At 34.4% G+C, this 25,846-nt stretch carries 30 protein-coding genes; 17 read left to right on the forward strand and 13 right to left on the reverse strand.

The features are described 5' to 3' along the window. The first annotated feature begins 349 nt into the window (after positions 1-349). The 3 genes from BUB80_RS03505 (at position 350) to BUB80_RS03515 (ending at position 3,368) form a co-directional block, all read left to right on the forward strand. Positions 350-1,909 (forward strand): Rne/Rng family ribonuclease, encoded by a 1,560-nt coding sequence (locus BUB80_RS03505; protein WP_073290979.1) that lies wholly within the window; start codon positions 350-352, stop codon positions 1,907-1,909. Positions 1,910-2,020: 111 nt separating this feature from the next. Beyond that, the gene (locus tag BUB80_RS03510) at positions 2,021-2,497 is read left to right on the forward strand and encodes an OsmC family protein (RefSeq protein ID WP_073290981.1); all 477 of its coding nucleotides are present in this window, start codon (positions 2,021-2,023) and stop codon (positions 2,495-2,497) included. 220 nt (positions 2,498-2,717) lie between these two features. Further along, positions 2,718-3,368, forward strand: a complete 651-nt coding sequence (locus BUB80_RS03515) for a response regulator transcription factor (protein ID WP_228433672.1) — start codon at positions 2,718-2,720, stop codon at positions 3,366-3,368. 183 nt (positions 3,369-3,551) lie between these two features. On the opposite strand, the gene BUB80_RS03520 is transcribed toward BUB80_RS03515, so the two are convergent. From BUB80_RS03520 to BUB80_RS03545, 6 genes are all read right to left on the reverse strand, one after another. Further along, positions 3,552-5,063: a carboxypeptidase-like regulatory domain-containing protein gene (locus BUB80_RS03520; RefSeq protein WP_073290983.1), complete on the reverse strand. Its 1,512-nt coding sequence runs from the start codon at positions 5,061-5,063 to the stop codon at positions 3,552-3,554. A gap of 11 nt (positions 5,064-5,074) precedes the next feature. Continuing rightward, entirely contained in the window at positions 5,075-6,439 is a 1,365-nt protein-coding gene (locus tag BUB80_RS03525) for a CsgG/HfaB family protein (protein ID WP_073290985.1), read from the reverse strand. A gap of 28 nt (positions 6,440-6,467) precedes the next feature. Then, positions 6,468-6,875 carry a curli production assembly/transport component CsgF gene (locus BUB80_RS03530; protein ID WP_073290987.1) on the reverse strand — a complete coding sequence of 136 codons (408 nt, stop codon included), beginning with the start codon at positions 6,873-6,875 and terminating at the stop codon, positions 6,468-6,470. An 11-nt stretch (positions 6,876-6,886) separates the two neighbouring features. Continuing rightward, on the reverse strand, positions 6,887-7,618 hold the full coding sequence (locus BUB80_RS03535; protein WP_073291149.1) for a CsgE family curli-type amyloid fiber assembly protein: 732 nt from the start codon (positions 7,616-7,618) through the stop codon (positions 6,887-6,889). 10 nt (positions 7,619-7,628) lie between these two features. Then, positions 7,629-8,027: a hypothetical protein gene (locus tag BUB80_RS03540; RefSeq protein WP_073290989.1), complete on the reverse strand. Its 399-nt coding sequence runs from the start codon at positions 8,025-8,027 to the stop codon at positions 7,629-7,631. A 176-nt stretch (positions 8,028-8,203) separates the two neighbouring features. Beyond that, a complete protein-coding gene (locus tag BUB80_RS03545; RefSeq protein WP_073290991.1) occupies positions 8,204-9,022 on the reverse strand; it encodes a hypothetical protein in 819 nt (272 codons plus the stop codon). A gap of 254 nt (positions 9,023-9,276) precedes the next feature. Between BUB80_RS03545 and BUB80_RS03550 the strand changes: the two genes are divergently transcribed. The 4 genes from BUB80_RS03550 to BUB80_RS03565 are packed head-to-tail and all read left to right on the forward strand — an operon-like array spanning position 9,277 to position 12,534. Beyond that, entirely contained in the window at positions 9,277-9,906 is a 630-nt protein-coding gene (locus BUB80_RS03550; protein WP_073290993.1) for an NUDIX hydrolase, read from the forward strand. Between the two features lie 27 nt (positions 9,907-9,933). Continuing rightward, the gene (locus BUB80_RS03555; protein WP_073290995.1) at positions 9,934-10,740 is read left to right on the forward strand and encodes a lysophospholipid acyltransferase family protein; all 807 of its coding nucleotides are present in this window, start codon (positions 9,934-9,936) and stop codon (positions 10,738-10,740) included. Between the two features lie 13 nt (positions 10,741-10,753). Continuing rightward, positions 10,754-11,191 carry a hypothetical protein gene (locus BUB80_RS03560; RefSeq protein WP_073290997.1) on the forward strand — a complete coding sequence of 146 codons (438 nt, stop codon included), beginning with the start codon at positions 10,754-10,756 and terminating at the stop codon, positions 11,189-11,191. A gap of 5 nt (positions 11,192-11,196) precedes the next feature. Then, positions 11,197-12,534, forward strand: a complete 1,338-nt coding sequence (locus tag BUB80_RS03565) for a UDP-N-acetylmuramate--L-alanine ligase (RefSeq protein ID WP_073290998.1) — start codon at positions 11,197-11,199, stop codon at positions 12,532-12,534. Between the two features lie 129 nt (positions 12,535-12,663). Here BUB80_RS03565 and BUB80_RS03570 read toward each other — a convergent pair whose 3' ends face one another. Beyond that, a complete protein-coding gene (locus tag BUB80_RS03570) occupies positions 12,664-13,539 on the reverse strand; it encodes an aldo/keto reductase (RefSeq protein ID WP_073291000.1) in 876 nt (291 codons plus the stop codon). A gap of 199 nt (positions 13,540-13,738) precedes the next feature. On the opposite strand from BUB80_RS03570, the gene BUB80_RS03575 reads away from it, so the two are divergent. Continuing rightward, positions 13,739-14,173 carry a GNAT family N-acetyltransferase gene (locus tag BUB80_RS03575; protein ID WP_073291002.1) on the forward strand — a complete coding sequence of 145 codons (435 nt, stop codon included), beginning with the start codon at positions 13,739-13,741 and terminating at the stop codon, positions 14,171-14,173. A gap of 9 nt (positions 14,174-14,182) precedes the next feature. After that, positions 14,183-14,641: a GNAT family N-acetyltransferase gene (locus tag BUB80_RS03580; protein ID WP_228433674.1), complete on the forward strand. Its 459-nt coding sequence runs from the start codon at positions 14,183-14,185 to the stop codon at positions 14,639-14,641. Here BUB80_RS03580 and BUB80_RS03585 read toward each other — a convergent pair. Further along, positions 14,594-15,514, reverse strand: a complete 921-nt coding sequence (locus BUB80_RS03585) for a LysR family transcriptional regulator (protein ID WP_073291006.1) — start codon at positions 15,512-15,514, stop codon at positions 14,594-14,596. The two genes, BUB80_RS03580 and BUB80_RS03585, sit on opposite strands and share 48 nt — an antisense overlap. Positions 15,515-15,652: 138 nt before the next feature. Beyond that, the gene (locus tag BUB80_RS03590) at positions 15,653-16,393 is read right to left on the reverse strand and encodes a metallophosphoesterase family protein (RefSeq protein ID WP_073291008.1); all 741 of its coding nucleotides are present in this window, start codon (positions 16,391-16,393) and stop codon (positions 15,653-15,655) included. 282 nt (positions 16,394-16,675) lie between these two features. Here BUB80_RS03590 and BUB80_RS03595 point away from each other — a divergent pair, with 282 nt between their 5' ends. The 4 genes from BUB80_RS03595 (at position 16,676) to BUB80_RS03610 (ending at position 19,847) form a co-directional block, all read left to right on the forward strand. Continuing rightward, complete coding sequence (locus BUB80_RS03595) at positions 16,676-17,290, forward strand: NAD(P)H-dependent oxidoreductase (RefSeq protein ID WP_073291010.1); 615 nt, start codon at positions 16,676-16,678, stop codon at positions 17,288-17,290. Further along, positions 17,290-17,577 carry a putative quinol monooxygenase gene (locus tag BUB80_RS03600; RefSeq protein ID WP_073291012.1) on the forward strand — a complete coding sequence of 96 codons (288 nt, stop codon included), beginning with the start codon at positions 17,290-17,292 and terminating at the stop codon, positions 17,575-17,577. Before BUB80_RS03595 ends, BUB80_RS03600 begins: the two co-directional genes overlap by 1 nt. Before the next feature lie 232 nt (positions 17,578-17,809). Continuing rightward, complete coding sequence (locus BUB80_RS03605) at positions 17,810-18,793, forward strand: aldo/keto reductase (protein ID WP_073291014.1); 984 nt, start codon at positions 17,810-17,812, stop codon at positions 18,791-18,793. An 82-nt stretch (positions 18,794-18,875) separates the two neighbouring features. Next, on the forward strand, positions 18,876-19,847 hold the full coding sequence (locus BUB80_RS03610; protein ID WP_083547026.1) for a cyclase family protein: 972 nt from the start codon (positions 18,876-18,878) through the stop codon (positions 19,845-19,847). Positions 19,848-19,920: 73 nt separating this feature from the next. Here the strand turns inward: BUB80_RS03610 and BUB80_RS03615 are convergent, their stop codons facing one another. The 3 genes from BUB80_RS03615 to BUB80_RS03625 form a co-directional block, all read right to left on the reverse strand. After that, positions 19,921-20,364: a carboxymuconolactone decarboxylase family protein gene (locus tag BUB80_RS03615; RefSeq protein WP_073291017.1), complete on the reverse strand. Its 444-nt coding sequence runs from the start codon at positions 20,362-20,364 to the stop codon at positions 19,921-19,923. A 19-nt stretch (positions 20,365-20,383) separates the two neighbouring features. After that, the gene (locus BUB80_RS03620; RefSeq protein WP_054511237.1) at positions 20,384-20,818 is read right to left on the reverse strand and encodes a DoxX family membrane protein; all 435 of its coding nucleotides are present in this window, start codon (positions 20,816-20,818) and stop codon (positions 20,384-20,386) included. Positions 20,819-20,880: 62 nt separating this feature from the next. Continuing rightward, positions 20,881-21,453 carry a Crp/Fnr family transcriptional regulator gene (locus tag BUB80_RS03625; protein WP_073291019.1) on the reverse strand — a complete coding sequence of 191 codons (573 nt, stop codon included), beginning with the start codon at positions 21,451-21,453 and terminating at the stop codon, positions 20,881-20,883. A gap of 66 nt (positions 21,454-21,519) precedes the next feature. On the opposite strand from BUB80_RS03625, the gene BUB80_RS03630 reads away from it, so the two are divergent. The 4 genes from BUB80_RS03630 (at position 21,520) to BUB80_RS03645 (ending at position 25,370) form a co-directional block, all read left to right on the forward strand. Next, on the forward strand, positions 21,520-21,915 hold the full coding sequence (locus BUB80_RS03630; RefSeq protein WP_073291021.1) for a DUF1304 domain-containing protein: 396 nt from the start codon (positions 21,520-21,522) through the stop codon (positions 21,913-21,915). 519 nt (positions 21,916-22,434) lie between these two features. Then, positions 22,435-23,685, forward strand: a complete 1,251-nt coding sequence (locus BUB80_RS03635) for a quaternary amine ABC transporter ATP-binding protein (protein ID WP_073291023.1) — start codon at positions 22,435-22,437, stop codon at positions 23,683-23,685. Position 23,686: 1 nt separating this feature from the next. Continuing rightward, the gene (locus BUB80_RS03640) at positions 23,687-24,514 is read left to right on the forward strand and encodes an ABC transporter permease (RefSeq protein WP_228433676.1); all 828 of its coding nucleotides are present in this window, start codon (positions 23,687-23,689) and stop codon (positions 24,512-24,514) included. A 1-nt stretch (position 24,515) separates the two neighbouring features. Beyond that, the gene (locus BUB80_RS03645) at positions 24,516-25,370 is read left to right on the forward strand and encodes a glycine betaine ABC transporter substrate-binding protein (RefSeq protein WP_073291025.1); all 855 of its coding nucleotides are present in this window, start codon (positions 24,516-24,518) and stop codon (positions 25,368-25,370) included. A 63-nt stretch (positions 25,371-25,433) separates the two neighbouring features. Here the strand turns inward: BUB80_RS03645 and BUB80_RS03650 are convergent, their stop codons facing one another. Continuing rightward, positions 25,434-25,823 (reverse strand): winged helix-turn-helix transcriptional regulator, encoded by a 390-nt coding sequence (locus tag BUB80_RS03650; protein ID WP_073291027.1) that lies wholly within the window; start codon positions 25,821-25,823, stop codon positions 25,434-25,436. Between the last annotated feature and the right edge of the window lie 23 nt (positions 25,824-25,846).

Genomic DNA, 25,846 nt, shown 5'->3' on the forward strand with positions numbered 1-25,846 from the left:
TACTAAAAAATTAAAATTATGCCAAGCGGAAAGAAAAGAAAAAGACACAAGGTTGCAACTCACAAGAGAAAGAAAAGAAGAAGAGCGAACAGACATAAGAAAAAATAATCTCTTTTTTCGAGATCTATAATATAACAATATAGTTGGTGGTTTTATTTTTTTTAAAGTTCACCGACTATATTTTTGTTTTGCAACAACTATAAGATGTTGTGTAAAAATCAGAAAGGTTTGCCTTTATTTTTTTAATAAAGCATCATGGTTTTAATTTAATTCTTACATTTAAAGCGTAAACATTTTCACAAAAACCATTTCTATTTTACCTCATCTTAACAATTTACCTTACAACAAAATGAAGAAAGAACTAATAGTTTCGCATGAAGGCGACTTTACGAAGATCGCACTGCTAGAAGACGGAAGACTATGTGAACTTCATGAGGAAGAGGACAAAAGTGATTTTATAGTTGGAGATTTGTTTATCGGAAAAGTAAAAAAGCTGGCTCCAAACCTTAATGCAGCATTCGTAAATATTGGTTACGATAAAGACGCATTCTTGCATTATCAGGACTTGGGACCACAGTATCTTACTTACAAAAAGTTTCTAAAAGATACGATTTCCAAAAAACAAAACACTTCAAGTTTAAAGAATTTCGAGATACAACCCGAAATCGACAAAAACGGAACTGTAGAAAAAGTAATCAACAAAGATGATCTTGTTCTGCTTCAAATAACCAAAGAACCTATTTCTACAAAAGGACCGAGAATTTCAACTCAGATCTCTTTAACAGGACGTTTTTTGGTATTAATACCATTTGACAATAAAGTTTCTATTTCCAAAAAGATCAAAAGCTATGAGGAGAAAGAACGACTAAGAACTCTTATTGAAAGCATCAAACCTGAAGGTTTTGGCGTAATCATAAGAACCGTTGCAGAAGGAAAAAAAGTGGCTGACCTCCATAATGATATGAATCAACTGATTCAGAAATGGGAAGGTACTTTTAAAAACATCCAGAAAAACAAGGTTCCGTCTAAAGTATTAAGTGAAGAAGATAAAGCTTCAGCTATTCTGAGAGATAATTTCAACCAAGATTTTGTAAGCATCATCTGTGATGACGAGCAAATGGTGGAGGAAATGAAAAATTACGTAGAAGTAATTGCTCCGGAAAGAAAAAATATTGTTCAGTTTTACGACTCACACATTCCTCTCCTCGAATATTATAACGTAGAAAAACAGCTTAAACAAAGCTTTGGAAAACACGTAAATATTCCTAGTTCAAAAGGTGCTTACCTTGTTATAGAACACACAGAAGCACTACACGTAGTTGACGTAAACTCCGGAAACAACATCACAACCGGAAATGCAGCCAATAAAGAACACGCTCTGAACGTGAACAAAATGGCAGCAACAGAAATCGCAAGACAATTGCGTCTTCGTGATATGGGTGGTATCATCGTTATCGATTTTATAGACATGCCAAACCCCGATCACAGAAGAGATTTGTTTGAACATCTGAAAGCAGAAATGATGCGCGATAAAGCTCGCCACAAGATCTTGCCTCCAAGTAAATTTGGATTGATACAGATTACAAGACAGAGAAATCGTCAGGAAAAACAGATCGAAACAAAAGAAGATAACCCTAATAAAGATGGAGAAATTGTAGCTCCAATCGTTATTGTGGAAAGAATGGAAGAAACCATTAGAAATATTATACAGAAGGATAAAGGAAAACTTTACCTGCATGTACACCCTTTCGTGGAAGCTTACCTTACAAAAGGAATCAAAAGCATTCAAATGAAATGGTTTATCAAGTATAAAAAATGGGTAACCATCATCCCAAGGGATTCTTTTAAATATTTAGAATACAAGATTTACAATTCGAAAAAAGAAGAATTGATAGGATATTCTAATTAATACAAAATTTTAAAACCTCTAGTTTCTCTAGAGGTTTTTTTGTTATATTACATTCATAAAGTCTTTAAAAGCAGTAATACTAGATCAATTATAATTATTAATATATTAAAAATGAGCAAAGACCACCACTACAAAACTACCATCCAATGGACCGGCAATAAAGGAACCGGAACCAGCAATTATCGCAGCTACGAAAGAAGCCATACAATTTCCGTAGAAAATAAAGCCGTTATTGAAGCTTCTTCTGACCCTGCTTTTCGTGGAGACAAGACAAAACATAACCCTGAAGATTTATTTTTATCCTCTTTATCTTCTTGCCATATGTTGTGGTATCTTCATTTTTGTTCCGAGGCCGGAATCATTGTTGTAGATTACATTGATCATGCAACCGGAATTATGGAAGAAACAGCTAACGGAAGCGGACATTTCAGGGAGGTCACACTCAATCCCACAGTCATAATTACAGAAGAATCAATGATTGAAACAGCAAAAGACCTTCATTTCAAGGCAAATGAATTTTGTTTTATCGCCAACTCCGTAAACTTTCCTGTAAAACATATCCCTATCATGTTAATTAAATCAATTTAATATTATTTTCAAATACTTTAAAAAGCCCATCATAATTAGAATAAACACATAATAACTCTAAAATATTTATTAAAAACTCCACACAAAGAGAGTTATTTAAATAATAATCAATAAAATCAAATTTCACCATAACTATTATCAAAAAAAATAGCGATTTTATGTATTTTTTTGTTTAAAATGTAATTATTTTTTTATATTTTTATATAAACAAAAACTAAGCATGATGAAACCCAGATTAACCATCTTTGATGAGCCCGTGTTATATACCGAAGGTTTATCAAAACTACTTACCCAGAGTAAGATTTTTAACACAATTGACGTATGTAACTCTTATGAAGCACTCTCCCAACAGTTAAAAAAAGAACCTCCTGAGTTTCTCATGATAAGTTCAAATATGCTTATGCTTACTGAACTTTATACTTCTATAGAAAGTATTACTTCTGAAAATAAAAATATAAAAATCATCATCATTGGCAACAGCTATGATATTATAGATATCAGAAAACTTTTCAATAAAGGAATTAAAAGTTATCTCGATAAAAACAGTAGATATGATGAGTTTATAAAATCAATACATGCTCTTCTGCTCAATGAAATTTACATCTGTGATCATGCCAAAGAAAAAATGATCAATTTTATGAGTAGTGAGCAAGCTCAAAAAAATCTCCGTATTAAAGATCCTCTTACAAGACGTGAAATGGAAATCTTAAGGCTCATCTGCAACGGCCTTAGTAGTAAAGATATCTGCGAAAAACTTTTTATAAGTATTAACACCGTAGAAACCCACCGCAAAAGAATCCTTCTTAAATTAAACGTAAAAAATTCTGTAGGAGTCGTAAAATACGCATTAGAAAACCATATAATTGACTAATTACAACCAAAACTAATTAACCAGAAATTCCAAACCTCGTAAGGTTTGGAATTTTTTAATACATAAAAAAAAATCTAAGGATGAAAAAGGTAATTTATCTTCATAGGTTAATCATTGTGAATAGCTAATTTTACTTCGCAAGTGAATGCTCAATTTAAAAATTAACTATTCACACTATTTAGTTTATTCATAGTCCGGCATTTCTGCATTGCTAAAAAGAGTTGCCCTTACCAGATCTGTCATAGAACTGCTCAAATTAACAGTCATCACATTTTTCTGAGAAATGTTATCATTGGAAGTATTCATAAAAATAACCTGTGCATTATTCGGTGAAAACCTTGGATCCAAATCATTTGTGCCTAAAGGTTTCTGACTTGCAGCAGAAATATCATAGTTCGTATTCGTTGTTAGGTTATAAATAAAAATATGAGAATCAAGCTGTCGGTAATTTCCGCTTCCATCCTGATATGCAGAAATATCCTTTGTATAGAGCAATAGCTGCCCATCCACAGAAAAGTTTAATCCTCCCGCAGCTCCAACTACACCTGTGAAAATAGTCTTAACAACATTCCCCATCATATCCACAATATAGATTTTTGCATTATAACCGTTGAAATCATTGGTCTTTACAGCTATTTTACTATTGTCATAACTCCAGTCACATTCGGATATCATGCTCCCATCGGGCGTTGTGTAAATTAAACTCAACCCACTTCCATCTTTATTAATTCTGTATAATTTATTAAAGTTTGAATAAATAAGCTCTTGCCCATTCGTACTCCACGAGAAATCCATTTCAAAATTATTAAAACCGGCCACAGGAACTGTCGTCACTTTAAACGGATTGGATCCATCAGGATTTGCTGTATAAAGGTGAGCATTCCCTCCTTCTGTTCTCATAAAAGCAATCAAGCCTGCATTGTTATTTTTCCTCGGTCGCCAGCTATTGTAGGACGAATTGGTAAATTGAAAGTTATTTCCCGACCCATCACTTGAAACAATTACTAAATTTCCGTTTTGTTTCTGAACATAATGGTAACGATTGGCTGGAACAGTGTTTGTTGTAAATTTACTGATACTACTTAAAACTGGCTGGTGAATGCCGTCCGAAACAGACACCTGCCAGAAGTAACTAACACCAAACTTCAAATTTGAAAGCGAATAATGCTTCGCCAACAAATCATTAACCTGAATCACATTCGTGTCAAGGTTATTTTTAATAGTCAAACTATATTTCAAAACATCCGCCGTATCAGGGTCGGTGGCACTCCACGTCAGCTCAACATTCAAAGGTTGATTCACCGCGTTGTCTACCGGACTTAGCAACAATGGTGTTGTGGGTGGAGAGTTCAATGAAGTATCATCACTCATTTCAAAAACTACGGTAACAACCTGATTTTGATTTTGCACATTAACCGCCTGAAAATTGGTAAGATAACCAGATAACTCTGCTTTCACAGAATAATTACCTACGGGCATACTGGCAATTTCAAAAGAACCATCTGTTCCGCTAAAGACGGTTTGCGTGCTGGGAGCCGTAAAAATTTTCACATTGGGAATAGGCTCATTCGTTCCTTTTTTCACTACTTTCCCTTTTAAAATTCCTGTCTGAGCCTGATCTACAAGCTCTTCATTACAGGAAAATAAACAAACAGAAAGGATGAATATGCTGATTAATTGTATTAACGTTTTCATAGTGTCTATTTTTATTTGTTACCAATGTAAAAGTTGATTCCTAACGCAAACCGTATGGCTTGATCTTTTCTTTTACCACTCACCAAACCATCCCAATCATCCTTAAATCCCATATCATATTGTGATGATGCTCTTATTGCAACATTTTTATCAATTAAATATTCTAATCCACCTCCTATTTGCCCTTTATAATTAGGCTTAAATTCAGAATACATCGCTCCCAAACCACCATAAATGTAGGGGGTAAATTTATATTTGGGGAAGATTAAATATTCAATATTAACCTCAGGAACATAATAATTCCGTTTAATAATATTTTCGTTTTCTAGTGTGAAATAGTTCCCACTAACCTCTACATTGAAATTTGGACTTATAAAATATTTAAAGCCTACTTTCCCGCCAATATTCATTTTAGGGTTAACGTAATCGTCTTTTATTTTTTGCCCTTCAGCCTGTGCAAATACAGAAAATTTCTTTCTGTCGTTATCAGGAAATCTATTTCCAATAGCTCTGCTTTGGTTTTGCTCTTGTTCTCTGTTATAATTATCTATCAAAGCCTGGTAATCTACCGTACTATCTACAGCCTTTCCCCATATTTTATCTCTTATTCCTTCAACAATTAAAGATTTCACAGCTTTTTCAATAGCTTCAGATACGGCAAGCTGAACCGGTTCGTTTTGAGTTAAACCAACTTCAGCTTCCAGAATCCTTTCGGTATCAATATATCTGAAAAAACTTCCGTTAACACTTGTGGAAAGAATGGTTTTGGAGGTATAGACCGTTTTTAGAATTTCACCATTCAATGTAGAAACCGCACGAAGATAAATGGTAATTCTATCTTGTCGGTATTGCGTTGAAGCTCCGATTCCGAAGTATCTGGCTCCCAATCCTCCTGTCATAATATTGCTATCATAGGAAATTACCCCGCCTTCCAGAAGAATTCCGGCGTACAAAAGTGGTGGTAAAGCCTGACTGTTTTTATCGGCATCTTTTAGATATTCCTGCCTTGTGGATCTGATGATCTGTCGTTCGTTCAAAAGGTTCGCAATGTTTTCTCGTTCAATCGGGACAAACCACTTGCTATCTTCCAAAGCTTTGATCAGAATAGTTGTGGTTCCCTGCGGAACAGCGGTGCTCCAATTATTTCCAGTTTCAGAAGGCTTATATTGCCCTGTCTGATCCCTGAATTTATAAACACCGATAACGATTTTTTCTTTAGGTAAAGGTAAATTTTTCAATTCTGCGGTATAGGAGGTATTCTCTCCCATCGTAGACTTTTCGGGATTGGACGGCAATCCGAATAACGAGCTGCAAGCCTGTATGACAAACAACAGGACCGCACAGAAAAAAATTCTGGTGTAAGTGTAAGCTCTCATGGTAAGTTTGGTTTTTTAGTTACTTTTTTTATTTTGGAATTACGATCTCGGACTGATCGCCATTGCTGGTATCCAAAATATTTATTAGAAGCCCTTGAGCGGTGGTTGTAACCTGTAAATACAGGGACCCGAAAAGATAATTTCCAGGTTTAACACTTCCCTCTCCGAACTGATCTTGAAATAATTTCCTAGACAATTCACTCAAGACTTGCCGGTTAAGGCTTTGTCCGAAACTGTCAACGGAATTTACATTCTTTAGCAAGCTGTTGTTGCTTTTATCATCAAATTGATTTTGGGCATTTGCTGAACTTAAAAGCCATTGATAATTAAATGTATCTCCTCCAAATGCAGGATTTATTGGCTTGTAGACGAGTTGCTGAGATTTCCCGAGGAATATCCCTGCAATAAAGGTCAAAATAAGTATTAAAGTTTTCATGGCGGACGTTTTTAGTATATGAATTCATTTTTTATAAGATTTTTCTTTGCATTAAATTCTTTGATATATTTTAAACTACTTACTAATTGTTCTTTAAGATAATCTTCATTAGGATTGGTCATAAAACTGTAAACCACTTTATCATCCATTTCAATATTGATCTGCCCGTTGGTTCCACGGCCTGGAAGTTCAGAAATTGTGACCGCAGAATTACTTTTATCAGGAAGCTGGCTATATTGAAGGTAGAAAAGATCATAGAAGTCTTTTCCTACTTTACTTTTGGTTTCGTCAATAGTTAAACCCCTTAGTTCAAAAACGACATCGTCTTCTATTTTACCTACTTTCTTTTTAAACGAATCATTATTAATCTCAAGGCTATCTTTTGCTACCAGCGGCTTTGTTTCTTCATCTTTAATGTATAGAAATGCTTTCAACGCATCTTTTTTTTCGAGGTTAACATTAATTTCAGATAAAACTTTTGTTTCATTCGGGTTAACCGAAAATTTTCCACTTTGCTGATTGTTTGAAAGATTACCATCGCTTCCTTTTTTAATGGAAATCAATAGATAATTAAGTTCCTTATAAATCGCGGTATTGTTTGTAACTGCTGCTTTTAAATTGATTTGCCCCTCCATGATTTTACTCTGAATTTTAGCATTGACTTTTTTATCTTCCTGCCCGCTCATCAAAGCAGAAAAGAAAATAAAAAAGGAACACAACATCAAAGAATAATTTTTTTTCATCATCTGATTTTTAATAGTTTCTCATAAAAATGGTCCTATTATCCCCTTTCACCTGTATTTGAAGGCCATCTGAAATACTGTTACTTCCCGTAACATCTATGATATTATTATTCCCCTGAGTTGTAATAGCCGTTTTAGCTGGTGCATCACTGAACGCATTATTAAAATAAAGGCTGTTGTAATCTCCCAATTGTCTTACCGAAATATTTGTCTTAGCATTAAGAGAAAGTTCAGCATTATTGGTCTCACCAACCTGAATAATGTTGGAATAAGAAATTCCCTGATCAGAATTTTGGTTCGCAATCACATTAAGAACTGTATTGCTGTTTATATGATCCCAATCAATCTGCTGTGATTTCACAGACAAGAAAATGAAAAGTGTACATACACTCCATCCCAATTTAAACATGGTACTAATTTTGGTTAAAGTTACTTGATTACGATACCGGATAAAACATGATTATCAGGTATGATAGAAAAATCACGGTTTACAGTTACGCTTTTAAACACTCCAAAAAACCTTTATAAAAAAGGAGAAGCTTCAGCCTCTCCCCCATTTCTATAAAATTTGTAAACAACTTTCTCTTAGTTTGATTGAGTAACCATGATGGTATTATTATTTCCTATCTGAGCTCCTAAATGGATGTTAGCATCTCCACTCTGACTTAGTTGAGTAAAGTTATTATTACCCAATTGAAGATCTAAAGCAATATTGCCATTTCCATCCTGTTGTTGATACAATTGGTTATTATTACCCCATTGTAGACCCATTGCAATATTATCATTTCCTTCCTGAATAGAAGTCTGAATATTGTTATCTCCTACTTGGCCATGCAATGCAACGTTATCATTTCCACTTTGATATTGTATAAAAATATTACCATCACCTATTTGCACTCCTGTAGCTTGATTTCTTCTTCCCAATTCTATCTGAAGTCCTATATTATCATCTCCAGTCTGAATTAAAGTAGCTTCATTTCTTCTTCCACTCTGAAGTTGGTACGCAAAATTATCAGTACCCAACTGTGTTGAAGAAGCTTCATTTCTATTGCCCGTTTGTGTTTGCTGAGTAGTATTCGTTACCCCTACCTGCAAAGTTGTAGCAACGTTTCGGTTTCCTGTTTGGCTTACGTCATTAGAGTTTCCATCGCCTGTTTGATCTACTTCTATAGAGTTTCTATTTCCTATACTTTCTGCTGTATTTGTATTAAAGGATCCCACTTGACTTATATCGGCTGTATTACGATTTCCATCTTGTGTTAAAGTATTAGAATTCATCAGACCTGTCTGAGTTACCGTAGCAACATTCCAGTTTCCTGTTTGGGTGGTTACATCAATATTTGCTTGTGCAAAAGTAAAACCCATAGCCATTAGTGTAAATACACCTGTTATTAAATTTTTCATCTTAGTAAAATTAATTGGTTAGTAGTCTGACAAAGGTAGAAGCTACAGCAAAGGCACGAAACACTGTAAAGGTGTAGATTTTAAAAATCACTGGTTTTGATAGGTAATGTCATCGTTTGCAGGTTTCAGGAAGTCCCTTTTGCCAGTTAGGTGAAAATACGGGGCTTTATATGGGGAAATCCCCATTTTCTCTTTCTTGGTTAATTAATGTTAAGCCTATTCTTTTCTTCAGGATATATTGCTAAATTTGAGCTATGGAAAATTTTGGAAAAGATTTATTACGAAAAATTAAAAGCGTTGAATTGCCCGGAGAACATGCTCACGGTCTTTTTTCGCCTCCTTCCCGTCCTGTTTTTACATATGACGAAGTATTAGCAAAAAATCCAAAATTCGCTGCTGTAAATATTGTTTTATATATTAAAGACGATGAGTGGTATTTCCCATTAATATTAAGAACAGAAAACGAAAGGGACAGACATAGCGGACAGATCTCTTTACCTGGCGGAAAACGTGAGGAAATGGACAAAGATTTCGCAGAAACCGCAGTTCGTGAGACTTCGGAAGAAATAGGTATTGAAAAACATTATGTAAGAATCATAAGAGAAATGTCTCCTATCTACATTCCGCCAAGTAATTTTTATGTTTATCCGTACATCTCATATACCAAAAAAGACCCTACTTTTATACTACAACATACAGAAGTAGTAGAAACTATAGAGTTCCCTATTACGTCTTTCCTAAACCTTCCTGATAAGCCCGAAATAATGGCTTTACCAAGTGCTGGAGGGCATGAAGTTCCGGTCATTAATTTCAACGGATATATCATCTGGGGAGCTACCGCAATGATATTAAGTGAATTCAGCCAATTGTTGAAAAAAATGTAACTTTGCACAATTGTGTTTAATTGATAGATGGCAAAGAAAAATATTTTCACCGATGCATTCGGAACTCCTTATTTTTTAAAAAGGTTAATCATTTTTATTTTAGGAATTGTCTCTTACAGAAGATTCAATGGCTTTAATAAACTAAAAATAACAGGGACAGAACACCTTGTGGATCTTCCGGATTCCAATGTGCTTTTTGTATGTAACCATCAAACGTATTTCGCAGACGTGGCAGCTATGTATCACGCTTTCTGCGCGGTAAACAACGGCTATTTAGACACCATAAAAAACCCGATTTACCTGCTTAATCCAAAGATTGATTTTTACTATGTGGCAGCCGAAGAAACCATGAATAAAGGTATTCTTCCAAAAATTTTTAAAATTGCAGGCGCCGTAACCGTAAAAAGAACTTGGAGAGCTGAAGGTCAGAATGTCAACAGAATGGTAGATCTTACAGAGGTTGATAACATTATGAAAGCCTTAGACAATGGCTGGGTAGCTACTTTCCCTCAAGGTACTACATCCGCTTTTGCACAAGGAAGAAGAGGTACTGCAAAACTGGTTAAAAATCAACGTCCTATCGTAATCCCGATTAAAATTAACGGGTTCCGAAGAGCGTTTGATAAAAAAGGTCTCCGTGTAAAGGTAACAGGCGTAAAACCGACTATGGAGTTTAAAGCACCTCTGGATATTGATTATGACAATGAAAAAGCACCAGAGATTTTATTGAAAATAATGACTGCCATTGAGCAGACTGAAGATTTCAATGTACTACACAATTATGATGAAGAACTTAAAGCTAAAAAATTAGAACAAAAAGATTCAGATAATTAAAGTAGATTTAGATATGAAAAGAATAATAGGGATCTTATTCGCTATCATAGTATTAGTATCATGTAACAGCCAAAAAGTATATTCGGATTTTGATATAAGTTATTCTAAAAACGGAGGTCCTTCTCCTATTTATGAGAACTTGCTTATCAAAGCCAATAATGCGCATTACTCTTTTGAGGGACAAGGAAAAAAATTTAAACAAGATTTTAAACTTACGAATGAAGATTTAAAAAAATTGGATAATGTCCTTTCCCAAAATAATTTTAGAAGAATACAGGAAGATCGTAAAAAATTATACGATAATGTAACGACTACTATTAATATAAAAAAAGGTCCTAATGAAGGCAGCAAAACAGATGCGAGTTTAGTGATGCCCAATTATAAAACCAACTGGAATAACATTTTGAATGCTTTCCAGGAGATCATTAATAACAACGTTAAAAAACAGTAAATAAGTTGAAGACCCATTTCATTGCTATTGGCGGAAGTGCCATGCATAATCTTGCTATTGCACTAAAAGACAAAGGATATCAGGTGACAGGTTCAGATGACGCTATTTTTGAACCTTCAAAATCAAGACTTGAGAAGAAAGGAATTCTTCCTCAGGAAATGGGATGGTTTCCGGAAAAAATAACTTCTGATATTGATGCTATTATTCTTGGAATGCATGCTCATCAGGACAATCCTGAATTAGCAAGAGCGAAAGAACTGGGTTTAAAAATATACTCTTATCCGGAGTTTCTTTACGAACAGTCTAAAACCAAAACCCGTGTTGTCATTGCCGGTTCTCATGGGAAAACCACAATTACGTCAATGATTCTGCATGTTCTGAATTTTCATCAGAAAGATGTTGATTATATGGTGGGTGCTCAGCTTGAAGGTTTCGACTGTATGGTAAAACTCACTCAGGATAATGATTTTATGGTGTTGGAAGGTGATGAATACCTTTCCTCTCCTATCGATTTACGTTCAAAATTCTTACTCTATCAACCCAATATCGCTTTAATGAGCGGAATTGCTTGGGACCATATTAATGTTTTCAAAACGTTTGATGATTATATTGAGCAGTTCAGAAGATTCGTTGCAAGCATTACTCCAGGTGGGGTTTTAGTGTATAACGAAGAAGATGCTGAGGTGGTAAAAGTGGTGGCAGCAGCTGAAAATTATTTCAGAAAAATCCCTTACAAAACGCCGGAATACGAAATCAATAACGGACAAGTATATTTAAAAACCGAAATGGGAGATATTCCACTTTCTGTTTTTGGGGCGCATAACTTATTGAATTTAGAAGGAGCAAGACATATTTGCCACACGTTGGGAATTATGGATGAAGATTTCTATGATGCAATCATGAGTTTCAAAGGCGCTTCAAAACGTCTAGAAAAAGTAGAAAGAGAAGATAAAGGAACGCTTTACAAAGACTTTGCACACGCGCCAAGTAAAGTAAAAGCAGCTGTAAAAGCTTTCTGTGAGCAATTTAAAAAAGAGAAAAAATACGGTTTTCTGGAGCTTCATACCTATTCAAGTTTAAATCCTGTGTTCTTAGAGCAATATGATCACGCCATGGACGGATTAGAAGAAGCAATTGTATTCTATTCTGAAGACGCCTTAAAAATCAAAAGGATGGATCCTATTTCACCAGACTTGATCAAAGAAAAATTTAAAAATGAAAATCTAAAAGTATTTACCAATGCTGAAGAACTTCATGCCTATTGGGAAACGTTGGATAAAACCAATGGTGTTTTCCTCATGATGAGTTCGGGGAATTTTGGAGGTTTAGATTTAACGAAATAAGATTATTCATACAATATAAAAGGCCGTCTCACAACTCGTGAAGACGGCCTTTTTTATAGCTTTTAAATTTCATAGATTGAGTTGATAATCATATCTGAATTATACCTAATCTATAAGAAAATTTAATCTTTAAATATCCACAACAACATTCAACATTTTTTGCTCCCATTCAGGATCTTTTGGATCAAAGAATATTCTTTCATTGGTGTCCAGAGAACGAACAATATCCATTTCTTCTCCTGATAATTCAAAATCAAAAACATTGAAATTTTCTTCAATTCTGGAAGGCGTCACAGATTTTGGAATCACACAGAATCCTTCCTGCAAATGCCATCTTAAAATAACTTGTGGAACAGTTTTGTTGTGTTTTTCAGCAATCACTTTTAAAGATTTGTTATTCAACAATTCAGCATTACCGTTTCCAAGCGGGCTCCAAGGCTGAGTAACAATATTGTTTTCCTTGTTATACACCTGCAATTCTTTTTGTTGGAAAATTGGGTGTAATTCAATTTGGTTTACCACAGGAACAATCTCTAAATTAGCTTTTAATTCTTCCATTTTCTCCACCGTGAAATTACAAACACCAATGGCTTTTATTTTTCCTTCATGATACAACTCTTCCATTGCCTTCCAAGATCCTAAGAAGTCTCCGCAAGGCCAGTGAATAAGATACATATCCAGATAATCTAACTGTAATCTGTCTAATGTTTTTTGGAATGCAGCTTTTGCTTTCTCATATCCAAAATCCTGAACCCAAAGTTTTGAAGTAATGAATAATTCTTCTCTGCTTACTCCACTGTTTTGAATTGCCTTTCCAACGCCTATTTCATTTTGATAGATTGCAGCAGTATCAATCATTCTATATCCAGTTTGGATTGCTTTAACCACCGTATCTTCACATACTTTCTGGTCTTCAATCTGCCAAACTCCAAATCCTAAAGCCGGAATATCAATTCCGTTATTTAATCTTATAACAGGTTGTCCTGCATATGTTTTTTGACTCATAAATCTTTTTTTAATTTTATTAATATGATGTCTAACAAATTTCCGATAAAAAATTGAAATTACGACTTACCAATTTTACTGAAAACTTTAATTTAAAAGCCAAATCATTATACTAGCTATTTTTTTCTTTACCAAAATCCATCTTTTAGAGGAAAGGAATTTTCACCTTCAAATTCTTATTTTTGTAAGAAATTATCTCATGTCACAAAAAATTATACTAGCTCAGCCAAAAGATTATCCCAAAATCATGAAAATTTGGGAATCTGCCGTAAAAGCAACTCATGATTTTCTTGCTGAAGAAGATTTTAATCATTTCAAAGAAGTTATTCCGAGAGATTATTTACCGAATCTTGAAGTCTATTTAATTACTGAAAATGAAGATGCGAAAGGTTTTGCATCTGTTGCAGAAGGAAATTTAGAAATGCTTTTTATTCATGATGAAGCACGCGGTAAAGGTCTTGGTAAAACTTTGTTTCAATTTATGATAGATAAAACAGGATTAACAAAAGTGGATGTCAACGAACAAAATCCTCAGGCTATCAGGTTCTATGAAAAGATGGGATTTAAGCAAATTGGAAGATCAGAAAAAGACGGTTCTGGAAAAGACTATCCTATTATACATATGAGTTTATAAATGGAAAATATGACCTTTTATAATATTGATGCTGCTTCAGAAATTCCTTATGAGTTACTATTATTAGCTGATGAAACGAAGGAAGCTATTGACAAATATATTTTTGAATGCAATATTTATATTCTTAATAATGGTTCTCAGGATATTGCGGTAATAGCTTTATATAAAAATAACGAGACAGAATTAGAAATAAAGAATATGGCTGTTATTGAAGCATACCGAAGTAAAGGAATAGGAAATATGCTCATTAATCAAGCTAAAGAAATCGCAAAGGAAAATCATTATACTTCTTTGATAGTAGGAACTTCTGACACAGGATTTCAGCAAATAAAATTTTATGAAAAGAACGGCTTCATAAAAAAGGGAATACGTAAAGATTTTTTTATTACAAACTACCCATTCCCTATCTATGAAAACGGCTTACAAATGCACGACATGCTCATCCTTGCTCATGACCTGTCTGAATAATCCTTTAATATGAGCAATCTCAGATTGATAACTTGTTTTCTTACGACACCCGAAATACAGCGTGTTTTCTAATTTTTTTTCACCTTCCCAGATTAATTTTACCTCACCGCTTTCAATTTCATTTTTACATAAGAAATCGGGAACTACGGCCAACCCTTTTCCACCTTTCAAACAACGAATGATAGAATTTAAATTCGGAACAATATAATTGGGACGAAAATCTGGTTTATGCCCAAAGTTCAAGGTCCAGAACTGGAAAAGATGCTCCATATCTCCTGTTGTTCCGTACCACTTTTCTTCTTTTAACCAATTTTCAATTTGCTCTTTATCTTTGGTTTTTATTACTTTTTTAAAACTGTCTGTATCCACATCTTTTCCACCTACCAAAATGATTTGTTCAGATGAAAAAGCTTCATGCAAAATATTAGGAGAAATACCTTTTTTAGGCGTAATAATTAAATCTAAAATCCCTTTATCCAACTGATCAAGCATTTCCGGATATTCTCCAAAACTGATAATTAAATTAAAAGGTAATGTAGAAACATATTGCTCCAAAGTGGTTTGAAAAGTTTCAAAACACATTCCCACACTTATCGTCGGGGTTGTTTTTTCTGTAGATTTTTGGAAGTTTTTTTCAACATCCTCCAGTTTTGTCAACGGTTCGGAAACAGCATTGAATAATACCTTCCCTCTTTCCGTAGGATGCATTTTCCTTCCAGTTCTGTCGAATAATTTATATCCAACATATGCCTCCAAAGAGCTTAAATGCAGGCTTACTCCGGGTTGTGATATAAATAAAGCTTCTGCTGCTCCCGTTAATGTTCCGGTTTTGTAGATTGCTTTAAAAGTTCTGTACCATTCTAAATTTACCATAATTGTATTAATTTAGTGAATCGTCAATTTGCTTCGCAGTGAATTATGAAATTCTTCAGCTAAAAAAAATTGACAAGCAAAGCGAATTGACCATTTACAATTCATTTATTACTTTCATGATACAAAGTTACAAAATAATCAGAATACTGATACGTCTTCATTTCTTAAAAACGAAGCATAATAATTTGGGATCTCACTTTTTTCTATTTGCTGACAAACTTCTTCAAGCGGATATTCTAGCTGAATAATTTCAGGAGTAATACGCTCTTCATCTAACGTTAAAATAACATAAGATGCCAATCGGTTTTCTTCTTTTGACCGCCCAACGGAACCCGTATTAATCGCCCATTGACCATCAAAATATTTTTTAAAAGATAAATGCGTATGCCCCATAATAACAACATCTGCCTGAGAATCATTTAATAAATCGGTGAAAATTTCATCATTTTCAGATTCATACAAATAGGTATCATTGCTTTCTAAACTCGAATGCACCAACTGAATATTCCAATGTTTATTTCCTACTTTATAATTGAGCTTGATGTGAAAAGGTAATTCTGCCAGATACTTTTTATTTTCTTCTGTAATGTATTTTTTAGAATGATCAATCGCTAAAAATCTTGCAGCAGTTTCTTCTTCAGAATGCTTTGACAAAGGAATTACAGGAATATCAAAAGCTATTCTTTCATCATGATTTCCCATTAAACAAGGAATATTTAACTGCTTGATTTTTTCAATCACTTCATTTCCCCAAGGGGCAAAATCTACCAAATCTCCTAAACAGAATTTCTGATGAATTCCTCTTTGTTCTATATCATGTAAGACGACTTCCAACGCAGGAAGGTTACCGTGTACATCGCTAAAAATTGCTATCTGCATGCTATTTCATTCAAATTATTCAAACAAAGTTACAGGAGAAATTTTAGAAACAGATTCAAAATCAATATGATATTTAAACATGAAATGTGAATTTATAAATAGCAAAAATGTGAATTGTCAATTGTGCTTCGCAAGTGAATTGTCAATTATTAAGACTGATAATTATAAAACAAAACTCAAATAATCATCATAATTCTGATACTTCACTATAATTCATACTATTTTTATTATACAAAATCCGAAGGTAACTTTGCAGAGTAAAATTTAAACAATCATACAACAATGAAAAAAGTATTAATCATCAACGGTGGACAAAACTTCGGACATTCTGGAGGAAAATATAATAAAACAATTGCAGACAGCACGTTGGAAGTTCTACAAAAATTTGAAAATGTAGAAGTTAAGACCACAACAATAGACGAAGGGTATAACAAAGACGAGGAAGTTCAAAAATTTGTTTGGGCAGATGTTATTATTTATCACACCCCAATCTGGTGGTTCCAATTACCGAACGGATTCAAAAAATACATTGATGAAGTTTTCACGGCAGGTCATGCGAAAGGAATTTATATGAGTGACGGTAGAACTTCAGACAATCCAAAGATCAATTACGGAACAGGAGGAATGCTTGGCGGAAGAAAATATATGGTAACTACAAGTTGGAATGCACCGGAAACTGCTTTTACACTTCCTGGAGAATTTTTCAATGAAACAAGTGTGGATAACGGACCATTATTCGGTTTCCACAAAATGAACGCCTTTGTTTCTCTAGAAAAGATGGAAGGTTTTCACTTCCATGATGTAGAAAAAAATGCCAATATCGAACGTGATATGAAAACCTACAAAGAACACCTTACGAACATTTTTGAACAAGAATTAAAACCACAATTAGCCTAATGAAAATATATCTTACCGCAGTTATTAAAGCAAAAGAAGAACACAGAGCAGAGGTGTTAGAAGCTCTTCAAAATATGGTGACAGAAACCAGAAAAGAAGAAGCCAACGAGTTGTACACGCTACATCAAGGAATTGAAGATAAAAACCAGTTTATTTTCTATGAAATCTGGAAAGATCAGGAAGGTTTAACGCTACATAATCAGCAACCTTACATTCAGGCCTTCGGAGCTTTGGTTGATGAAAAATTACAGGAAAAACCTCAACTTTATTTAACTGAAATTATTTAAAATAAATAATTGGAAAATATTTTAACCACAAAAGGCACAAAAGCTTTATTTAAGAACTTTAGAACACTTTAGCTTTTAAATACTTTGAAAATAAAAAGCTCACATAAGAAGAAAATCAAAGATTTTCAGAAAACTTAAGTTGCCTTCTCAACAGAATCCTTTTAACTTAAAAATAACTTAAGTGTTAAAAACATCTTTTGTGGTTAAATCAACTTAAAAATTAAAACAAAAAATGGAATATAGAAAATTAGGAAATACTGATTTAGAACTTTCAGTAATTACCCACGGAGCATTTGCGATTGGTGGAAATATGTGGGGTGGAAATGAGAAAAAAGACTCTATCGATTCTATTCACGCCTCTTTGGATCACGGGGTTACCTCTATTGATACCGCGCCGTTCTACGGTTTTGGACTGAGTGAAGAAATGATCGGGGAAGCCATCAAAGGAAAAGACCGTTCAAAGATCCAGTTATTAACCAAATTCGGTTTGGTTTGGGATGGAAGCAACAATGGAAAAGGAGAATTCTTCTTCGATGCGAATGATGACGGAAAAATACTTCCTGTGTATAAACTAGCTTCAAAAGAAAATATCATCAAAGAAGTAGAAGAAAGTTTGAAAAGACTGGGAACAGATTATATCGACCTGCTACAGCTTCACTGGCCAGACAACACAACTTGTATCTGCGAAACTATGGAAGCGATGGAATTATTGATTCAACAAGGTAAAGTTCTTGCCGCAGGAGTTAGCAATTATAATATTGAACAAATGCAGGAAGCGAACAGAACGTTGAATTTAGCAAGCAATCAGGTTTCATACAGCATGTTGAACCGCACGATTGAAAACGATTTGGTTCCTTATTCTTTGGAAAATAATTCAGGGATTATTGTGTACAGCCCGATGGAAAGAGGTCTTTTGACAGGAAAATATTTCAAAGAAGACAAACTAAAAGACAACGACCACAGAAACGGATATTTTTCTCAGTTTGATTTAAATAACGTAAAAACATTCTTAGAAAAAATAGAACCGATTGCTCAGGAAAAAGGAGCTACTCTTTCACAATTAGTTTTGCGTTGGACGACTTTACAACCTGCAATCACCGTTGTTTTGGCAGGAGCAAGAAATGCTCAACAAGCTATTGAAAATGCAAAAGCCATATCTTTCGATCTTTCTCAGGATGAATTGAGCTTTATCAATTCTGCATTAAGCGAAATTTAAATCTTTATAAACATTTTTCCTACCAAAGGATCATGCTTATATCGCCTACTCTCTTTTTTTCAACATCATAAAATTTTCAACAATGAAAAAAAATCTGATCAAAACGTTCGGGTTAGCTATTCTTTTGTCTATGAGCAACCAAGTTGTAAAGGCACAAAACCAGTCTGTTAATCCTGACGATAAATCTTGGTATCCGTCTATTTATGGGACTAAAGATGAAATAGGAGCCGCTAATTTACTAACTCCCGAAATCGTAAAACAATCTATTGCATTGGTAAAACAAGGAAAAACATTGCCTTTGGCAGTTCCTATTGATAAAAATTTACCTGCCTTTCGTCATAGAAGTTTTAATTTATACAATATTCAGCCTGGAGAACAAGGTGGAAAAAGTTTAGGTCCCAACAAATTTACATTCAATGATGAATTGGTGAATGGCTGGACAGGCGTTGGAACGCAGCTTAACGGCATTGGACATATCGGAATTGATAACGTGTATTACAACGGAAATAAAGCAACAGATTTTGTGACCGTTGAAGGCGTTAAAAAATTAGGTATTGAAAAAGTACCGCCGTTTGTTACAAGAGGTGTTGTTCTGGATATGACTGCACATTATGGAAAAGCAATCGTTTCTGGAGGAACAGAATTCACGGTTGCTGATATTAAATCGGTCTTGAAAAAACAAGGAATTACCCTTCGAAAAGGAGATGTCGTTCTCTTCAATACAGGTTGGCTTGAGCTGATTGGGAAAGATAACAAACAATTTCTGGAAGTAGAACCGGGAATCGGTATGGAAGCAGCAATATGGTTGGCTGATCAGGGAATTGTTGCTTTTGGTGGTGACGCCTGGGCATCCGAAGTTTATCCTAATCCGAAAAATATGGAAGAGTTTCCGATCAATCAATTTATGTTGGCTAAAAAAGGAATCTATAATCTGGAATTAATTGATACCCGACCTTTAGTAAAAGAAAAAGTATGGGAATTCATGTTTGTTTTAGGACAACCCTTGTATGTGGGATCTACTCAGGTTAACATCAATCCTGTCGCAATTTATTAACTCCATTTATCATAAAAAAAAGCGCTTCTCAATGTTGAGAAGCGCTTTTGGTAAATAACTTATTTCTGAAAATTTATTTCGCAATTGGCATGTGTGTACTGATTGCAATTCTGTTCCAACCATTGATGGTTACAATCGCCATAATAATTTGGGCAATTTGTGCTTCATCAAACAATTGGTTTGCTTTGTAATATGTTTCTTCCGTCAACCCTTTTTGGCTAATCAAAGTAATTTCTTCTGTCATGGCCAACAATACTTGCTCTTCTTCTGTATAAAGCTCCAATGCTTCTCTCCACGCATTTAGAAGATAGATTCTTTGTGGAGTTTCACCATATTTGATGGCATCTTTTGTATGCATATCCAAACAGAAAGCACATCCGTTGATCTGTGAAGCTCTGATCTTAATTAATTCTTTCTGAATATGGTTTAAAGAAATCGTCTGAAGATATCCTTCTAATCCCATCATGGCTTTGTACGCTGCTGATTCTGTTGTTGCAATATTAACTCTTGTGCTCATATTATTTATATTTATTTGATTATTTATTCTTGATTAATTCGTCGATACTTAATGAAAATTGATGTTGACTTGCCAATAAAAAAGCGCCTGCACTTCCTACCCAGACAGAATAATCCAGAGGAGCTTTAACTCCTAAAGCCATTGTCATTGATAAAGCGAAAATGAGCAATAAAAAGCCTGCACCGTAAGCTGCGATTTTCGTTTTAAAGCCAATAAGTAATAATAATGGAAATAGAATTTCTAAAAAAGTCGCGAAATAGGCTGAAAAAACACTTAGACTTTCAGGAAGAAAAGAAGTCAGTTGTTGGGTGTACTTCTCAAAATTTGCCCAGTTTCCCCAAGCTGAATTTTTACCCCAAAATCCGAATCGGTCAGCAACTGCGGAAAGCATTGTCACAGAGATGGCTAACCTTAAAAATAGTTGCGGGAATTGAAAATCTTTTTTGCCTGTCATTATCGTTGTTTTATTAACAAGGCAAAGTTGCGATTAATAATCTTTGAAAATCTTAAACTGGTTTAAGAACGTAATTTGGCTCTGATTTCACTTAGGTATTCTGGCGTAAAACCTAAAAAAGAAGCAATCAAATATTGTGGAATTCTTTGAATGAACCAAGGATATAGCGTACTGAAATGCACATAATATTCTTCTTTCGTCATCTCATAAATATAACGAATCCTTTTTTCTGCTGCTGCATAAGCAGTTTGATATACCATTCTGAAATAACGTTCCATAATCGGATGCTTTTCCAATAACAATTCCTGAGATTGAAAATCGATAGCCAAAATTCTGGAATTTTCTACAGACTGAATATTAAAGTTGGTTTTCATTTGTTTTTCAAAAGCAAAAGTATCAGACATCCACCATTTTTCTATGGCAAATTCCGTGGTTTGCTCTACTCCTTTTTCATTGATGAAAAATTTCCTTAAACACCCTTCCAACACGAAATATTTAAATTTACATACATCGCCTTCAAGCATCAGATTTTCTTTCTTTTTCACTTTCAGAATTTGAAAAAAAGAAATGATAGAAGCAAATTCTTCGTCAGTGATCGTAATGAATTTATCTAAATGTGCTTTGAAAGTTTCCATTGTAAAATTTAGTAATCAAACTTAACTTTATTTTTTTAGTTTTACAATTCCAAAAAACATTAAATTATGGATATCATTGCAAAAATTTTGATCACTCTAGTCGCAATAGAACACATCTACATTCTTTGGATGGAAATGTTTGCCTGGGAAACAAAAGGAAAAAAAGTTTTCAAAGCTGCTTTACCCGCAGAAATGTTCAAACCTACTAAAGGATTGGCCGCCAATCAAGGACTTTATAATGGTTTTCTGGCTGCAGGATTAATTTGGTCTTTATTCATTGAAGATCCGAAATGGCAAACCAATGTATCCCTATTTTTCTTGAGTTGTGTTGCTATTGCCGGAATTTATGGGGCAATTTCCGCAACGAAGAAAATATTTTTTGTTCAGGCGCTGCCGGCTATTTTGGCAATAATTGCTGTGGTTCTGAGTGCTTTCTTTAATTTCATGCACACATTGTGCTAATCAGTGTAAGATTTATTCTCAAAATCATATTTTTTATCTCGGCAGACAGAGCAAAATGACTCTAAATATTCTGTTCTCCAATCAGGCTTAGGACCAGCTTCTTAAGGCTCAAAAAATCCATTTAATATAAAAGTCGTAAATTTGCACCATCATAAGAAATTGATACACAGCTTTTTTATGCTGGCCTACATTTTGATGACATGTAGGAATTCAAGTTGTTCAGTACACATATCTGTAATTACATCATCCGTAATTTAATTGTAGAATCTATTTAAAAGATTAACTTCTTTTTTACATGATACACTCTTCTTCTAGAGTATAATCTATTGAAATGTTTAAAATATAGACATAAGGCCACAGGTTTTTATGCTCCTATTTTATTGTAAAAAGTTTTTATCATTAAAAGCTATTACAGCGTATTTTGTACTATCGTTATTAACAGAACAACCAAGATTAAACGTATAATCATCAATTGATGTACAATTTCTTAGATCATTTATTAATCGAAAAATTCTGAATATGGAAAAAATTGAAAACGGTAGAAAAGTAAAACTTAAAGTTGAAGATCTGACGATTATTTTTGGCAAAAACAAAGAAAAAGCACAGGAACTTTTAGACAAAGGTTTTTCCAAAAAGGAAATTCTTGAAAAAACCGGTTGCACCGTGGGAATCAACAAAGCAAGTTTTGAAATCTACGAAGGTGAATTCTTTGTAATTATGGGATTATCAGGAAGTGGAAAATCTACTTTGCTGCGTTGCCTTAACCGACTGAATGAGCCTACTTCAGGAAAAGTATATATTAATGACGATAATATTACCGATAAAAATAACAAAGAACTTCTGGAAGTAAGAAGAACAGAGATGAGTATGGTATTTCAAAAATTTGGACTGCTGCCTCATCACAACATTCTAGACAATGCCGGTTTCGGACTGGAAATTAGAGGAGAAAATAAAGCTTCCCGTGATGAAAAAGCACAGAAAGCATTGGATATTGTAGGATTAAATGGTTTTGAAAATCAGTTTCCTTCACAACTTTCAGGAGGTATGCAACAGCGAGTAGGATTAGCAAGAGCATTGGCTAATGATCCTGAAGTATTGCTTATGGATGAAGCCTTCTCCGCCCTCGATCCTTTGATCAAATCTGAAATGCAGGATCAGATGCTTGAATTGCAGGATACATTACAAAAAACCATTGTATTCATTACCCATGACTTAGACGAAGCCATTAAAATTGGAGACCGTATCGTCATTATGAAAGACGGGGTAATAGAACAAATAGGAACAGCTGAGGATATTTTAACCAATCCTGCAAGTGACTATGTAAAAGCTTTTGTGGAAAAAGTAGACCGTAAAACAATTATCACCGCCAAATCTTTGATGTTCGATAAAGCTACCGTGGTACGTTTCAGAAAAGACGGACCAGAAGGTGCTCTAAGAAAAATGAGAACAACTGGTTTAGAAACCTTACCTGTAGTTGATTTTCAAAATAAATTTCTAGGGTTTGTGACACTAAGTGATATTATGATGATTGCACGAAGAAAAGAACCTACCGTCGAATCTGTGATCAACAGTAATGTTCCCTCGGTATTTCAAGAGGCTACTGTTGAAGAAATGTTACCGTTGATTTCCGGAAGTAAATCTGCCATCGCTGTTGTAGACGAAAACAATAAATTTTTAGGACTTGTTAGTCAATTATCTCTTGTGATAGAAGCAACAAAATTTAACGAAGAAGAAATTATTGAATTAAAAGAAATCGCAAACAACCAATAAGATGAATAAAATTATAGATATAGGTCAATATGTAGAAACTGCAATCAATTGGCTCACACAAAACGGGAAACCAGTATTTGATGTCATAAAACATGTAGGAAACTCCTCTATCATGGGAATTGAGTGGGCTTTGGTAAACACTCCGTTTTATATTATCATTCTCCTTTTTACACTATTGGCATGGTGGAAAGCCGGAAAAGGTATCGCTATCATGACCGTAGCCGGACTTACTTTAATATTTCTAATGGGATTATGGAGAGAAACCATGGAGACCCTGGCCCTTATTTTTGTAGCAACCATTACCGCGTTAATCATCTCTGTTCCTTTGGGGATCTGGGCTGCAAAAAGCAAATTGGCTGCAAAAATCATCCGCCCGATGCTGGATTTAATGCAAACAATGCCTGCATTCGTTTACCTAATTCCTGCTGTATTATTTTTCAGTATTGGTAAAGTACCGGGAGCCTTTGCAACCATTATTTTTGCAATGCCGCCAGCCGTACGATTAACAACATTGGGAATTGAAGCTGTTCCGAAAGATATTGTAGAAGCAGCCCGAGCTTTTGGTGCTACCAACCGTCAGATTCTATTTAAAGTAGAACTTCCTTTAGCCATGAAAACTATTTTAGCTGGGATCAATCAAACGATACTATTATCATTATCCATGGTGGTGATTGCCGGAATGATTGCTGCAGGTGGTTTAGGTGAAAAAGTATTGGAAGGAATTAATAATCTGGATATCGGATTAGGATTTGAAAGTGGATTATCGGTGGTTATTTTAGCCATTATTCTTGACCGAATTACTCAGGGATTTGTAAAGAAAAAACAATAAGATGAAGAAATTAAAATACTTATTTTTTCCAGTTTTAATCGCCATATTCGGTGTGTTGAATTCATGTGAAAATATAAAAAATTCTAAATATATAACCATCGGAATGGTTGACGGCTGGGCAGAAGATGTTGCCATGACGCACGTTGCCAAAGCCATTTTGGATGAGCAAGGATATCATGTCATTATTCAGAAAGCATCTACGGATATGATTCTAGCTTCGATGAATAATGAAGATACAGACCTTTTTATGGGAGTTTGGTTACCTTATACACATGCTAAAAAAGTAGCTAAATTTCCTGGATTAATTAACCTTGGAACCAATTATGACAACGGCCGTATAGGATTGGTGGTTCCCGAATACGTCCCGATTAATTCGATAGAAGAATTAAATCAGCATAAGGATCAATTCAATCACAGAATCATTGGAATTGAAAAAGGAGCCGGATTGACTTCTGGAACAGATAAAGCCATTATTGATTACCAACTAGATTACAAACAAATCAACTCCTCTACCATTGCCATGATCACCGAATTGCAGAATGCCATGCAACGTAAACAATGGATTGTTGTAGCAGGATGGCAACCTCACTGGATGTTTGGTAAAATGAAACTTAAGTTTCTTCAAGATCCCAAGAAGACCTTTGGTGATGCAGAACAGATTAAAACATACAGCAGAAAAAGCTTTGCTAAAGATCATCCCGAATTGGCAAAATTCTTTTCTAAAGTACATTTTGATGATGAAAATATGGCTGATCTTTTAACTAAAATGGAAGACAGTAAAGACAAAGAAGCCACGGCTAAGAAATGGGTGGAAGATCATTCTGAGCTTGTGAAATTATGGCTGGATAAAAATTAATATAATTTGGTGTCATTAAAATCCTCAACTCTTCGCCGAGTCTGAGGATTTTTATTGATAAACCTATGATTCAGAAGAACTCATCGATTCTTTAATTTTCTCACGATGAAGTAATCCCCAATTCACCAATGTTTCCGTCACCGGAAATACAGATTTACCATATTCAGTCACAGCATAAACTACAGTAATTGGTTTGGTATCCTGAATCGTTCGGGTAATGAGTAAATTAATTTCTAATTCTTTTAATTCTTTGCTCAACATCTTGGCAGAAATCCCTTCAATTCCTCTTTCTAATTTTTTAAAATGAATACTTTGGTTGGTCCGATTTGTTAAATACCGCAAAATCATCAGTTTCCATTTTCCGCCTAAAACGTCCAGACTGTCGCGCATGGCGAATAATTCTTCTGTGCAGTTTGCTTCCCGTTCTACTCCGTTTTCTATAATTTTTGCCATCGATAGTTACTTTAACGTTACTA

It is taken from the genome of Chryseobacterium polytrichastri, from assembly GCF_900142445.1.
GTDB lineage: Bacteria > Bacteroidota > Bacteroidia > Flavobacteriales > Weeksellaceae > Chryseobacterium > Chryseobacterium polytrichastri.